Annotated in this window: 12 protein-coding genes; 7 read left to right on the top strand and 5 right to left on the bottom strand. The window is 76.1% G+C overall.

Going from position 1 to position 13,400, the window contains the following annotated elements; translation table 11 throughout:
- Position 1 precedes the first annotated feature (1 nt).
- Positions 2-430, top strand: a complete 429-nt coding sequence (locus tag DQ244_RS00305; RefSeq protein ID WP_113810551.1) for a rhodanese-like domain-containing protein — start codon at positions 2-4, stop codon at positions 428-430.
- Positions 431-462: 32 nt separating this feature from the next.
- The gene (locus tag DQ244_RS00300; protein WP_233491076.1) at positions 463-792 is read left to right on the top strand and encodes a co-chaperone GroES; all 330 of its coding nucleotides are present in this window, start codon (positions 463-465) and stop codon (positions 790-792) included.
- 83 nt (positions 793-875) lie between these two features.
- Here the strand turns inward: DQ244_RS00300 and DQ244_RS00295 are convergent, their stop codons facing one another.
- On the bottom strand, positions 876-1,337 hold the full coding sequence (locus tag DQ244_RS00295; protein ID WP_113809508.1) for a MarR family winged helix-turn-helix transcriptional regulator: 462 nt from the start codon (positions 1,335-1,337) through the stop codon (positions 876-878).
- 78 nt (positions 1,338-1,415) lie between these two features.
- Between DQ244_RS00295 and DQ244_RS00290 the strand changes: the two genes are divergently transcribed.
- A complete protein-coding gene (locus tag DQ244_RS00290) occupies positions 1,416-3,545 on the top strand; it encodes an MMPL family transporter (protein ID WP_113809507.1) in 2,130 nt (709 codons plus the stop codon).
- On the opposite strand, the gene DQ244_RS00285 is transcribed toward DQ244_RS00290, so the two are convergent.
- Positions 3,546-3,971 (bottom strand): hypothetical protein, encoded by a 426-nt coding sequence (locus DQ244_RS00285; RefSeq protein WP_147251429.1) that lies wholly within the window; start codon positions 3,969-3,971, stop codon positions 3,546-3,548.
- Between the two features lie 68 nt (positions 3,972-4,039).
- On the opposite strand from DQ244_RS00285, the gene DQ244_RS00280 reads away from it, so the two are divergent.
- Complete coding sequence (locus tag DQ244_RS00280; protein WP_199580087.1) at positions 4,040-4,918, top strand: ketopantoate reductase family protein; 879 nt, start codon at positions 4,040-4,042, stop codon at positions 4,916-4,918.
- Here DQ244_RS00280 and DQ244_RS00275 read toward each other — a convergent pair whose 3' ends face one another.
- Positions 4,919-5,275, bottom strand: coding sequence for a hypothetical protein (locus tag DQ244_RS00275; protein WP_113809505.1), 357 nt, complete (start codon positions 5,273-5,275; stop codon positions 4,919-4,921).
- A 55-nt stretch (positions 5,276-5,330) separates the two neighbouring features.
- Positions 5,331-6,278: a prephenate dehydratase gene (pheA, locus tag DQ244_RS00270; RefSeq protein ID WP_113809504.1), complete on the bottom strand. Its 948-nt coding sequence runs from the start codon at positions 6,276-6,278 to the stop codon at positions 5,331-5,333.
- A 110-nt stretch (positions 6,279-6,388) separates the two neighbouring features.
- Here pheA and DQ244_RS00265 point away from each other — a divergent pair, with 110 nt between their 5' ends.
- From DQ244_RS00265 to DQ244_RS00255, 3 genes are all read left to right on the top strand, one after another.
- The gene (locus DQ244_RS00265; protein ID WP_113810549.1) at positions 6,389-8,074 is read left to right on the top strand and encodes a diguanylate cyclase; all 1,686 of its coding nucleotides are present in this window, start codon (positions 6,389-6,391) and stop codon (positions 8,072-8,074) included.
- A gap of 101 nt (positions 8,075-8,175) precedes the next feature.
- The gene (locus DQ244_RS00260; protein WP_233491075.1) at positions 8,176-10,947 is read left to right on the top strand and encodes a diguanylate cyclase domain-containing protein; all 2,772 of its coding nucleotides are present in this window, start codon (positions 8,176-8,178) and stop codon (positions 10,945-10,947) included.
- A gap of 22 nt (positions 10,948-10,969) precedes the next feature.
- Positions 10,970-12,169 (top strand): LarC family nickel insertion protein, encoded by a 1,200-nt coding sequence (locus DQ244_RS00255; RefSeq protein ID WP_113809502.1) that lies wholly within the window; start codon positions 10,970-10,972, stop codon positions 12,167-12,169.
- A 6-nt stretch (positions 12,170-12,175) separates the two neighbouring features.
- Here DQ244_RS00255 and DQ244_RS00250 read toward each other — a convergent pair whose 3' ends face one another.
- A complete protein-coding gene (locus tag DQ244_RS00250; RefSeq protein ID WP_113809501.1) occupies positions 12,176-13,267 on the bottom strand; it encodes an MFS transporter in 1,092 nt (363 codons plus the stop codon).
- Positions 13,268-13,400 lie beyond the last annotated feature (133 nt).

Here is a 13,400-nt window from a genome sequence, read left to right as displayed (position 1 = left end):
GATGCCCCGGTTGCGACGCACGACCCTCGCCCTGCTCGCGACGGCTCTGCTGGCCGGCGGCTGCGCAGGCGACCCGCGGAGCACCGAGGCGGCCCCCTCGTCGGCGGGCCCCGCCACCCTGCTGGACCCGGCCGCGTTCGCCGACGTCATCGCGGGCGACGAGGCGTTCGTCGTCAACGTGCACGTGCCCGACGAGGGGTCGATCGAGGGCACCGACGCCGCCATCCCCTTCGACCGGATCGAGCAGCAGCAGGCGCAGCTGCCGGCCGACCGCAGCACGCCGCTGGCGCTCTACTGCCGGTCGGGGAACATGAGCGCCGACGCCGCGGTCACGCTCGCCGAGCTCGGCTACACCGACGTCGTGGACCTCGAGGGCGGGATGGTGGCCTGGGAGGCCGACGGTCGCCCGCTGCTGCCGCCGGGCGCCTGAGGGGCGAGCGGGCCCGGGTAGCGTTGACCGACGTGCCCGAGGACAACGCCGGCAGGCTGCCGATCAAGATGCTGCACGACCGCATCCTGGTCGCGCTCCGCAAGGAGGACGGCGACCGGCGCTCCAGCGGCGGCATCCTCATCCCCGCGACCGCCCAGGTGGCCAAGCGGCTGGTGTGGGGCGAGGCGAAGGGCGTGGGCCCGAGCGTGCGTCAGGTGAAGCTCGGCGACCAGGTGCTCTTCTCCCCCGAGGACCAGCACGAGGTCGAGGTGCACGGCGAGGACCTGATCATCCTGCGCGAGCGCGACGTGCACGCCGTCGCCGCCGAGCGCATCGAGGAATCGACCGGCCTCTACCTGTAGCGCGCAGGCGCCCTGCCGCGACTGTGCGCTCATCCCGCCCACATCACCCCGATCAGCGCACACCCACGCGCCGGGCACGGCGATCAGGCGCGGTTGTGGCGGGTGATCACCGCGGTCATGTCCTCCAGCCAGCGGCGCACGACGGCCAGCTCCTCGTCGGTGTAGCCGTCCATCGCGGCGGTGAGGTCGCGCGCCAGGCCGCCGAAGTGCTCCGCTCCGGCGACCATCGCGGACTCCGACATCTCCAGGCCCACCCGCCGGCGGTCCTCGGGGTCGCGCACCCGGCGCACGTGGCCGACCTTCTCCAGCCGGTCGACCAGCGCGGTGACCGAGGCCGAGCGCAGGTCCACGGCCTCGCCCAGCCGGCCGGCGGTGAGCGCCTCCCCGCGCCGGGCGGCGTCCATGATTGCCACGAGCGCCCGGACGTCGGTGCGGTTCAGGCCGTGCACCTCGGCGAACCTCGCCGTGACCGCATCCAGTTCGACGTTCAGCCGGCGAAGGAGGAGTGCCAGTTCCCGCCGCTCGAGGTCTCCCTCGTCGGACATGCAGCTCCTCCCTCCACGCCGGACCCCGGCACGGGGTAATCTCTCGACGATCGAGATATTCGACCACCAAGGGACATCATGCCTCGCCGCTCCTCCGCCCTCCGCTGGCTCCTCCCGGCGATCGTCGCCCTGCTCTGGCTCGGGCTCGCCGGTCCGCTGGGCGGGTTCAGCGGCAAGCTCAGCTCGGTCCAGGAGAACGACTCGACGGCGTTCCTGCCCGACAGCGCGGAGTCGACGCAGGTCACCGAGCTCCAGCGCGGGTTCGCCACCGAGCGCAGCCTCCCGGTGGTGCTGCTCTGGGAGAGCGAGGACGGCGCCCTCGACCAGGGGCAGCTGGGCGAGATCGCCGACCGGACGGCGGAGGCGGTGCGGATCGCCGAGGGCGCCGACGCGCTCCTCGGTGAGGCCTCCCCTCCGATCCCCTCGCAGGACGGCGAGGCAGCACAGGTCCTCCTCCCCCTCGACCCCGGCCTCGGTGACGAGCTGCCCGCGCTGGTCGAGGAGCTCCGCGGCGTCCCGGCCGTGGAGGGCACGACGGCGCACGTCACCGGACCGGGCGCCACGTTCGCCGACTTCGCCGGGGGCTTCGAGGGCATCGACGGCCTGCTGCTGCTCGCCGCGTTCGGCGTCGTCCTGGTCATCCTGCTGGTCGTCTACCGCAGCCCGATCCTGCCGTTGCTGGTGATCGGGACCGCCGGCATGGCGCTGGTCGCCTCCACCGCGATCGCCTACTTCCTGGCGCGCGAGGGCTGGATCTCGGTCAACGGGCAGAGCCAGGGCATCGCCTCGATCCTCGTCGTCGGCGCGGCCACCGACTACGGCCTGCTGCTCGTCGCCCGCTACCGCGAGGAGCTGCGCCTGGAGGAGTCGCGCTTCACCGCGATGCGGATCGCGCTGCGGCAGTCGTGGGAGCCGATCGTCGCCTCGGGCGCCACGGTCGTCCTCGGCGTCCTCTGCCTGCTCTTCTCCGACCTCGGCAGCAACCGCGGGCTCGGCCCGATCTCGGCGGTGAGCATCGGCTTCGCCGTGCTGGCCGCGCTCACCTTCCTGCCCGCCGTGCTGGTGCTGTTCGGCCGGGCCGCCTTCTGGCCCTTCCGCCCGAAGCACGGCTCGGAGCACGCGCACGGCCGCGGCTGGGAGCGGGTGGCGACCACGGTCGGCCGCCGCCCCGGACGGGTGCTCGTGGGCAGCCTCGGCCTGCTCGCCGTCATGGCGGCCTTCGCCCCCACCTTCGACGCCGACGGCCTCGCGCTCTCCGACGCCGTCCGCGGCGGCTCCCCCTCGGCCACCGGCCAGGAGGCGCTGGAGCGGCACTTCGACGCCGGCGGCGCCAGCCCTGCGGTCATCATCACGCCGGCCGGCGACTGGGAGGCCGTCGCCCAGGCGGCCGGCCGGGTGGACGGCGTCAGCGAGGTAGCGCCGTTCACCGGCGAGGGCCCGCCCGGCCGGGCCGGCGAGCCGGTCGAGGTGGACGGACTGGTCCGCCTCGACGCCACCCTCGCCGACGCCCCCGACAGCACCGAGGCGCAGGAGACCGTGGCCGACCTCCGGACCGCGGTGCGCGAGGTCGACCCCGAGGCGCTGGTCGGCGGCTCGACGGCGAGCGACCTGGACACCCAGGACACCGCGGCCCGGGACCTGCTGGTGATCGTGCCGCTGGTGCTGCTGGTCATCACGATCGTCCTGGCGCTGCTGCTCCGGGCCGTGGTCGCGCCGGTGCTGCTGGTCGCCACCGTCGCGGTGAGCGTGCTGTCGACCGTCGGCGTCGGCGCCCTGGTCTTCGACCACCTGTTCCAGTTCCCCGGCAGCGATCCGCAGGTGCTGCTGATCGGGTTCGTCTTCCTGGTGGCGCTCGGGATCGACTACAACATCTTCCTCATGACCCGCGCCCGCGAGGAGTCCCTCCGGCACGGCACGAAGGACGGCGTGCTGCGGGCGCTGGCCGTGACCGGCGGGGTCATCACCAGCGCCGGCCTCGTGCTCGCGGCGACCTTCGGCGCGCTCACCGTGCTGCCGCTTGTGATCCTCACCCAGCTCGGGTTCCTGGTCGGTTTCGGCGTGCTGCTGGACACCTTCGTCGTCCGGTCGCTGCTCGTGCCCGCCCTGGTGCACCTGATCGGCGACCGGATCTGGTGGCCGAGCACGCTGGCGAAGGGGCCGGTCGAGCAGCCGCGCGAGCGCGAGCTCAGCGGCGCGACGGTGAGCTGATCAGCACTCCACGCCGTCCTCGGTGACGCCGACGTTGATGCAGTCCAGGCCGCCGACGAAGGCCTGCCGCTCCTCGCGGCTCAAGGCACCCGGCTCGAAGCGGACGACGATCCAGCCGGACTTGTAGGCCTCGCCGGCGAACTCCCGAGCGGCGGCGACGGCGTCGGCGTGGTCGTCGAAGCGGTACATGGTGAGGGTCTCCGACGTGACCGCCTGGTCGCAGGGCAGCTCGTCGCTGCACAGCTCGTCGGTGGCCCACCGGGCGCCGGGCATCATCTCCCGCGTCCAGGCGTCGTCGGCCTCCGCCCACCCGGCGAGGTCGATGTGCTTCCGGCCGTCGTAGCCGGCCACCTGCCCTGCGGCCCACACGATCCCCGCGCCGACCAGGGCACCGATCAGCAGCAGCACCGGGCGCGAGCGGCTCATGCCGCAGAGCATCCGGTCCGGCACCCGGCCGGGCAAGCACCGCCCCCGCCAGGGGGGAGGATGCCGTCGTGACCTCTCTGCGGATCGCCGTGCTCGGACCCGGTGGCGTCGGCGGGCTGCTCGCCGTCCTCCTCGCCCGGCAGGGGCACACCGTCACCTGCCTGGCCCGCGAGGAGACCGCGCGGCACGTCGACGCGCACGGCCTGCGGCTGACCAGCGACCGCTTCGGCGAGCTGACCGCCGAGGTCCGCGGCGCCGAGCGGCTGACCGAGCCGGTCGACGTCCTGCTCGTGACCACGAAGGCCACCTCGCTGGACGAGGCGCTCGACCGCGTGCCGGCCGACGTGCTCGGCGGCGCGGTCGTGGTCCCGCTGCTCAACGGGGTCGAGCACATGGCCGCGCTCCACACGCGCTACCCGGCCGCCCGGGTCGTGGCCGGCACGATCCGGGTGTTCGCCTCGCGTCCCACCCCCGGCGTGATCCGGCACGACGGGCAGCTCGTCGCCGTGCAGCTGGCACCGGGCGCCGAGGAGCTGGCCGGCGCCCTCTCCGCAGCGGGGGTGGACGCCGCCGTCCGCCCCGACGAGGCCGGCCTGCTGTGGGACAAGCTCTGCTTCCTGGCGCCGATGGCCCTGCTGACCACGCGCGCCGGGGCGCCGCTGGGAACTGTGCGGGCGGAGCACGGCGCCGAGCTCACCGCCGTCATCACCGAAGTGGCCGCGGTCGCGGCGGCCGAGGGCGCCGCGCCCGACCCAGCCGCCACCCGCGACTTCGCCTGGTCGCTCCCGGACGGGATGCGCTCCTCGATGGAGCGGGACGCCGACGAGGGCAACCCGACGGAGCTGGAGGCGATCGGCGGCGCGGTGCTGCGGGCCGCCGACCGGCACGGGGTCGACGTCCCGGTCACACGGGCGGTCGTCGAGGAGCTGCGCGCCCGCCTCGGCTGATCAGGACGCGAGGAACACCCAGGTCAGCAGCCCGCTGCCGAGGACGACCCACAGCAGCGGCACCCGGTTCACCCACCGGGCCGGAGCCGTGCGGCCGGTGGCGAACAGCACCCAGGCGGCCACCGTGGTGATCAGCGCCACGAGCGGGTAGCCGGCCCAGACGAAGAAGAGCAGCACCGCGAGCAGCGAGCCCGAGCTCCCGGCCCCCATGGCGCCGGCGACGACGATGCCGAACCACGGGACGAGGAAGAGCAGGTAGACCCCCTGCAGCACGCCCAGCTCGATCGCCGCGCGACGACGGGCCGCCGGGTCCTGCTGCAGGACGGACGGCGGGGGCGAGAGAGGGAGGGCGGTCACGGCGGCGGAGCGTAGCGGCGCCGCCCCTCCGGTGGGCGTTCCCGGGCCGTCGGGGTCAGAGATCGCCGGCGCGCAGGCGCACCAGCCACTGCTCGGCGTCGGCGAAGGCGGCGTCGGTCGACTCCGCCGGTACCGGCCGGTTCTCCCGGTCGTCGGCGCGCGGGTAGGAGCCGAGGAAGCGCACGTCGTCGCAGATCCGGTGCAACGCGGCCAGCGCCTCGCCCACGCGCGGTTCGGCGACGTGGCCCTCGCAGTCCATGGAGAACGAGTAGACGCCGAGCCGCTGCCGGGTGGGCCGCGACTCGATGCGGGTCAGGCTGATGCCGCGGACGGCGAACTCGCGCAGCAGGTCCAGCAGGGCGCCGGTGCGGTCGCCCACCACCGCGACCAGCGAGGTCTTGTCGTTCCCGGTCGGCGCGGGCAGCGGGGCCGGCCGTTCGACCACCACGAAGCGGGTGACGGCACCGGCGGTGTCGGCGACGTCGTCGACGAGGCACTCCAGCCCGTAGCGGGCGGCCGCGATCGCCGCGCACACGGCTGCGTCCACCTCGCCCGCGGCCACCGCGGCCGCGGCCGCCGCCGTCGACGTCATCGGCATGGGGGCGACGTCGGGCAGCAGCTCGGCCAGCCGCCGGCCGGTCTGCGCCAGCGCGTGCGGGTGGCTGCCCAGCGAGCGGACGTCGGCGAGCGCGGTGCCCGGCCGCACGGCGAGCACGAACGCCACCTCGAGGAACACCTCGCGGGTGATCACCAGGGGCTCGCCATCGGCCAGCCCGTCCATGGTCGCGGGCACCGAGCCCTCGACGGAGTTCTCCAGCGGGACCAGCGCCGCGTCGGCGTCACCCGACCGGACGGCGGCGAGCGCGGCGGCGACACTCGGGCGGGGGGAGCGGGGTCCCTCCTCCGTGGCAATCGCCCTGCTCAGGGCCGCTTCGGCGAAGGTACCCTCGGGTCCGAGGTAGACGTACCGCGTCGGAGACGAGCTGGGTGGCTTCCCGGGCATCCGACGAGGGTAGTGCGCACGGGACGAGGCGCACGTCCCGCCCGGCGCACCGCCCTCGCCACCGGCACACCCGGCCCTCGACGGCCGCCGACCCGCGAGTGGAGGAGCAGGTGACCACCGGCCCGGCCCGCGTCGCCCCCGGCGTCCTCCAGGCCGCGCTCTGGCGCCTGCTCGACGCGAGCGAGGCCGAGGACCCCGCCCGCTTCCTGGACCTGCTCGACGAGTCCGCCCCCGTCCTCGCCGGCACCGACGACCCGTCCTGGACCGCCTGGCGGCACGCGCTCGCCGCCCGGCGCGCCCAGCTGGCCTGCGAGCCCGAGCGCAGCGCCGAGGAGGTCTCCGCCGCCCGCGACCTGCTGGACCGCTGCCCGGTGTCGTCGGAGACCGCCCTGCTCATGGCCTACCTGGCGCACGTCGAGGTGGTCGCCGACCACCTCGACCACGCCATGCTCCTGGCCGTCGACGCCAGCCTGCTCACCGACGGCCAGGCCGCCCAGCCCTCCCGCGCGCTGCTGCAGGCGCACCGCTGGCTGTCGCTCACGCTCTCCGGCCTCGACCTGGAGGAGCTCGCGGTCGCGCACGCCGCCCTCGGCCACCAGGTCGCCGCCGCGCTGCCCGACGTCGGCGACCACGGGCGGCTGCTGCTGCTCTCGGCCCGCCAGCACGTCGAGCTCGCCCAGACGCTGCGCCGCCGGGGTGACTCCGAGCGGGCCGAGGAGCTGGCCGGCGAGGCGCTGGTGCGGGCGTCGGCGGCCCGCGAGCTGGACTGGCGGCCGGAGCAGGCCGAGGCCGACCTGCTCGACGTCGTCCAGGCGTGGGCCCTGATGTGCGGCGGCGACCTGGACGACGCCCTGGGCCCGCTGCGCCGCGTCCGCCGCTCGGTGCAGCGCGAGGCCGGCGTCTGGCTGCGCGGCTACACCGACCTCGTCCTCGCCCGGCTGCTGACCGCCGTCGCCAAGCGGGACGGCGACGTCGTCCTCGGCGAGGAGGCGATCGACCTGCTGGTCGACGCCTCGGGCGCCTTCGCCGCGACCGGCGACCGGCGCCGGTACCGGCAGGCGCTGCTCGAGCTGGGGCAGGACAACGCCGACCTCGGCCGGCCCGCCGAGGCGCTGCACTGGCTGGAGGCCTACCGCGCCGACACCGGCCGGGCGCACGCCCGCGGGCGCGAGATGTGGGCGGAGATGTTCGTCCGCCGCAGCCGGCTGCGCGAGGCCGAGCGCCAGGCGGCGGTGCTGCGGCGGCACGCGCTCGAGGACCCGCTCACCGGGCTGGGCAACCGGCGCAGCGCCGAGCGCCGGCTGGGCGCGCTCCGCCTCGGCGAGGAGCCGCTCTCGCTGGCCGTCGTCGACGTCGACAGGTTCAAGGAGGTCAACGACGAGGCCTCGCACACCCAGGGCGACGCCGTCCTCCGCCGGGTGGCCGACCTGCTGCGCGAGCACAGCCGCACCGGCGACGAGGTCTACCGCTGGGCGGGCGACGAGTTCCTCGTCGTGCTGCCGACGGCGGCCGAGCCGCAGGCGATGGCGGTCATGGAGCGGCTGCGCTCGGCGGTCGCCGAGGCCGACTGGAGCGACCTCGCGCTCTCCGAAGCGGTCACCGTGAGCATCGGGGTGGCCACGGCGCCCGCCGTCCCGGCCGGCCAGCCCAACCCCGTCCTCGGCTGGAAGGCGCTGTTCGACACCGCCGACCTGCACCTCTTCTCCGCCAAGCGCGGTGGGCGCAACCGGGTGCGCGCGCACGCCCCGCCCGACGCCCTCCCGCCCGCCGGCGTGGACCAGGGCGAGAGCGCGTGAGCTTCCCGCACGCGTGGGACGGGAGGGACGCGACGGACGGGGGACGGCGCGTTCCGGGACCGGTTCTCGACACCGTCGGTACCGACATGCACAGTGCGGTAGTGCCACCGGGAACCCTGCACCACCGGGTGACCGCCGCCCTCAGCAACTGGCAGCTCGACGACGCCGAGCAGCTGCTGCAGGGTGTGGAGCGGGATCCGTCGCCCTACGTCGCAGCCGTTCCGGCTGACGACGCGATGGAGGACGCCCCCCACTCGCTGGGCCGGGCCTGGGCCGACACGCTGCGCGCCGAGCTGCTGGTGCGCCGGCTGCGCCTCGCGGGCTTCACCCTCGTCGGCGACCCGGTCTCCTCCGACTCCTCCACCGAGCCCGCGCTCGACCTGCACGCCGGCGTCGCGGAGCTGCTGGACGGCACCGGCGTCGAGGCCGACCCGCGCTCGGAGCAGGCCTCCCGCGCGGCGCTGGCGATTGCGCTGGTCCGCTCGGCCAAGGCCGCCTTCGACGCCGCCGACGACGACCTGCAGCGGGCCGCGGGGCTCGCCCGGCACGCCCGCATCGAGCTGCTCTCCCGGCGGATCGACGCGGCCATGGACGAGGCCGTGGAAGCCGCCAGCCTGCTCGACCCGGCCCTGCCCCCCGGCGTCCTGCTGGTCGACACGCTCAGCACCCTCGCCGGCGTCCTGGCCGACCTGGAGCTCATGCCCCTGGCGCTGGACTACCAGCGGCGCGCGCACGAGACGGCGCTGGCCGCCGCCGCGGACCCCGAGGTGCTGGAGCCCGACGCCGCCGACCCCGACGTGCTCGTCGCCGTGGCCGCGACCCGGCTCGGCGAGCTGTGCGCCGAGCTCGGCGAGGGGCTGCTCGACGACGGCGCCCCCGAGTCGGCCGCGCCCTACTTCGCCGAGGCCCGGCAGCTCGCCGAGCAGGCCCTGGTCCAGCTGCCGCCGGACGCCTCCGGCATCGTGCCGGCGCAGATCGTGCACGGCTGGGCGCTGGTCGGCATGGGTGAGCAGGCGGCCGCCATCGGCCCGCTGCGCGCCGCCGTCCGGCTGTCCTGCGCCGCCGCGGACCGGGCCCGGCTGGCCTCGGCGCAGCTGGCCCTGGGCCGCGCGCTGCGCCGCCAGGGCGACGGCCGCGCCGCCGACGAGCACCTGGTCGCCGCCCTGGACCTGGCGACCGAGCACGGCCTCCCGCGGGTGCGCCGCGCCTCCCTGCGCGAGCTGTGCACCCTGCACGCCGACCTCAACGACGCCGAGCGGGCGCTCCCCTACCTGCAGGCGTACCTCTCCGACGAGCTGGACCGGGTCGACGAGCGGCGAACCCGCTGGGTCGAGCTGTTCGGCCGCCGCAAGAGCCTCCTGGAGACCGAGCGCGCCGCCGGGCAGCTGCGCCGGCAGGCCTACGAGGACCCGCTCACCCACCTGCCCAACCGGCGCTACGCCGAGGCCCGCCTCGACGGCCTGCTGGCCGCCGGTGACGTCCCCGCCCTGGCCGTGGTCGACGTCGACCGGTTCAAGTCGATCAACGACGCGATCGGGCACCCCGGCGGCGACGCCGTGCTGCGCGTCGTCGGCGAGCTGCTGGTGGCCGGCGTCCGCGACACCGACGAGGTGTGCCGCTGGGCCGGCGACGAGTTCGTCATCCTGCTGCCGGAGACGACGTCCGAGCAGGCCGAGCGGGCCCTGGAGCGCATCCGGGCCTCGGTCGTCGGCTACCCGTGGTCCGAGCTGGGCCTCGACGTGCCGGTGACCATCAGCGCGGGCATCGCCTCGGCCACCCGCGGCGACGACCGCAAGACCCTCTTCGCCGCGGCCGACGGCGTGCTCTACGACGCCAAGCGCAGCGGGCGCGACCGGGTGGTCCGGCTGTCGGCCGTGACCCAGACCCGCGCCCCGGCCAGCCCGCTGGACGCCCACTTCGGCCCCGCCCCGGACCGCCGGACCGAGGACGGCCCGCAGCAGGAGGCGGCCGCCCTGGCCCCCGTGCCGCCGTCCCCCCTCGACGACGCGCTCCGCGCCGTCACCGCCGTGCGCGAGGAGGAGCCGGGCTTCGCCTCGCTGCTCGACCGCCCGCACGCCCCGCTGGGCGCCGAGCGACCCGCCGAGCCCCTGCTCGGCCCGCTGCCGGGGACCCCCGCGGTCGAGGACGCCGAGCCGGGGGTCGTCGAGGACGCCGTGATCGAGGACGCCGTGCTCGAGGACGTCGTGGTCGAGGACGCCGAGCCGGTGGTGCTCGGCACCGTGGCGGGCGCGGTGGAGACCGACGTCGTCTGGGCCACCGGACGCAGCACCGAGCAGGTCCTGACGCTGGTCCGGGAGGCGCGCCGGGAGCACCCGGACCGTCCCGTCCTGGTGCTGCGGGCCGTTCCCGAGACCCTGGTGGCGCTGGCGACCGAGCACGGCGGCGAGACCACCATGGACGCCGCCGCGTCGGCCGCCGCCGTGGGTCCGGTGCCCGAGCCCTCCGGCCGGGTCACCGTGCTGTGCAGCGGTGGCGCCGACACCCCGGTGGCCGCGGAGGCCGCCTTCGTGGCCCGGATCGCCGGCACGGAGGTCGTCCGCATCGACGACGTCGCCGGCAGCCGGACCCGCAACCTGTTCGCCGATCGCACCGTCTTCGACGACACCGACTGCCTGGTCGTCGTCGCCGGCATGGAGGCCTCGCTGGCCACCATGGTCGGCTCGCTCACCGACGTCCCGGTGGTGGCGGTGCCGACCTCGACCGGCCAGCCCAGCGCGTTCGGCGGGCTCGGCGCGCTCATGACCATGCTGACGGCGGCGACGCCCGGCATGACGGTGAGCAACATCGACAACGGGTACTCCGCGGGGGTCTTCGCCGCCCGGGTCGCCAGGAGGAGCGGCAGGACCCGGTGAGGCGCGGGCGGGAAGTGCCCTCGTGATCGGCTGGCTCGACCTGTCCGCCGGCGCGACCGGCGAGATGCTGCTCGCGGCCCTGCTCGACGCCGGCGTCCCGATCGACGTCCCCGCGGACGCCGTCGCGGCGTTGCACGTGGAACACCTGCGCCTGGAGACCGCGCAGGTGTCGCGGCAGGGCGTGGGCGGCACCTGCGCGGTCGTGCACGCGGCGGAGCCGGACGAGGACCGCACCTGGGGCGAGGTCCGCGCCCTGCTGGACGCCTCCACGCTGCCCCCGGCGGTCCGCGACGGCGCCCTCGCCGTCGTCGAGCGGCTCGTCGTCGCGGCTGCGCGGGCGCGCAGGGTGGAGCCCGGCGAGCTCGAGCTGGGCGTGCTGGGCACGGCCGGCGCGCTGGCCGGGATCGTCGCCGTCGTCGCCTGCCTGGAGTACCTGGAGCTGGAACGGCTGACCGCCTCCCCCGTGGCGCTGGGCAGCGGCCCGGTCGGCGTCGCGCCCGTTCCCGGTCCGGTGGTCCTCGAGCTGCTGACCGGCGTCCCGGTGCACGCCGGCGTCCTGCCCGGCGAGACGTGCACCCCGATCGGCGCGGCGCTGCTGGCCGCCCGGGTCGACGAATGGGCGCCGCTGCCGGCGCTGCGCCCGCACCGGGTGGGCACCGGCGCCGGCGCGGAGGACCCCGAGGAGCTGCCGAACGTCGTCCGGCTGGTCCTGGGGGAGCGCTCCCGGCCGGCGCCGCTCCTGCCGGTCGTCGTAGAGGCCAACGTCGACGACCTCGATCCGCGGCTGTGGCCCGGCGTGCTCGAGGCGCTGCTCGCGGCCGGCGCCACCGAGGCCTGGCTGACCCCGATCCTCGTGCAGCAGGGCCGGCCGGCGCACATGTTGTCGGCGCTCTGCCGCCCCGACGTGCTCAACGCCGTGCAGTCCGCCGTCTTCTCCACCACCTCGACGACCGGGATGCGGGTGGTCGAGGCGCGCAAGGTCGCCCTGGAGCGGACGCAGGCCGCCGTCGAGGTGCTCGGCGGGCAGGTGGGCGTCAGGGTGGCCCTCGCCGGCGACCGGGTGGTCAACGTCGGCGTGGAGTTCGACGACGTCGTCGCCCTCGCCGGCGAGCGGGACCTGCCGGTCAAGGAGGTCCTGCGCGCGGCCACCGCCGCCGCGGAGGCCGCCTACCCGGCCGACCCGGCATCCCGCCTCGGGGACGCCCCGCCGCTATGGGAGTGACCGGGCTCAGGTCCGCGACCGCAGGCCGCCCGCTGCCACCGGGACGACGGCGAGCACCAGCAGGCCGAGGCCGGACGGCCCGCCCACGGCCCAGGCGAGGAACACCAGCAGCGAGCCGAGCTCGACGCCCACGCCGGCCACCGACGTGACCGTCGCCCGGTACGGGCCGGTGATCCGGCGCTGCAGCTCCGCCTCCGCCGCCACGAGCACCGCGAGGTGCAGACCGTAGGCGCCGGCGAGGACGACGAGCGCGACCGGCGCGGGGAGGACGACCGAGCCCAGCAGGCCGGCGCCGGCTCCGGCGAGCAGCACCGCCGGCAGCCGGCCGCCCGGCCGCCTCATCCGGCCCCCGGCCGCAGCCCCGGCGGCCCCGGCCAGCGACACCACGAGCACGGCCAGGGGCACGGCGGCGGTGGGCAGCCCGTACCCGGCGGCCAGGACCGGGAAGTACTCCTCCATGCCGTCGAGGCCGCCGACCAGGGCGACGGCGGCGACGACCGCCAGCAGGGCCGGACGGCGCAGCACGGCGACCACCTCGCGCCGCGGCGGCACCTCCTCCTCGCCGTCGTCCCGCGCCGGTTCGGGGAACCGCAGGGCGAGGAGAGCCGCGGCCAGGCAGGCGGCGACGCTGACCCAGCCGACCAGGCGGTACCCACCGAGCGCGTGCAACCCGGTCGCCAGGAGCGCCGTGGGCACCTGCACCAGCAGCTCGGCGGCGGTCATCCAGCCGTGCACCCGGCCGAAGCGGTCGGCGGCGCCGCGCTCGGCCAGCCCGTCGTGCACCAGCGCCTCCGCCGTGCCCGACGAGCACGCCCCACCGATGCCCCACACCACGAGGCCGACGGCGAAGGCGGGGGGCGAGGGCACTGCGGTCCACAGCGCGAACGCGGCCGCCTGCAGCACCCCGGACAGGACCAGCACGCCTCGCCGCGACCACCGGTCGGCCAGCAGGCCCGCCGGCACCTCGGCCAGCAACCCGGTCACCGACCACAGGCCGAACAGCAGCGACAGCTGGGCCGCCGACACCCCCGTGTCCAGGAACAGCAGGGCGTACAGGGGGTAGAGCGGAACCAGCTCGGAGAGCGCGGCCCAGCACACGGCCAGGCGCGCGAAGGGCCTGGCCGCCCCGGGCAGCGGCGGCGGTGCGGATCAATGTCGGTGCACGGTCGGAGGCTAGCCCTCCGGGGCGGGCTCGGGCAGCCCTGCGGCCCCGGGAACCCGGAGACCGGCC

It is taken from the genome of Blastococcus sp. TBT05-19, assembly GCF_003319095.1.
GTDB lineage: Bacteria > Actinomycetota > Actinomycetes > Mycobacteriales > Geodermatophilaceae > Blastococcus.
The sequence above is the reverse complement of the archived record's forward strand: the minus strand, read 5'-3'. Positions and strand labels throughout refer to the sequence as shown.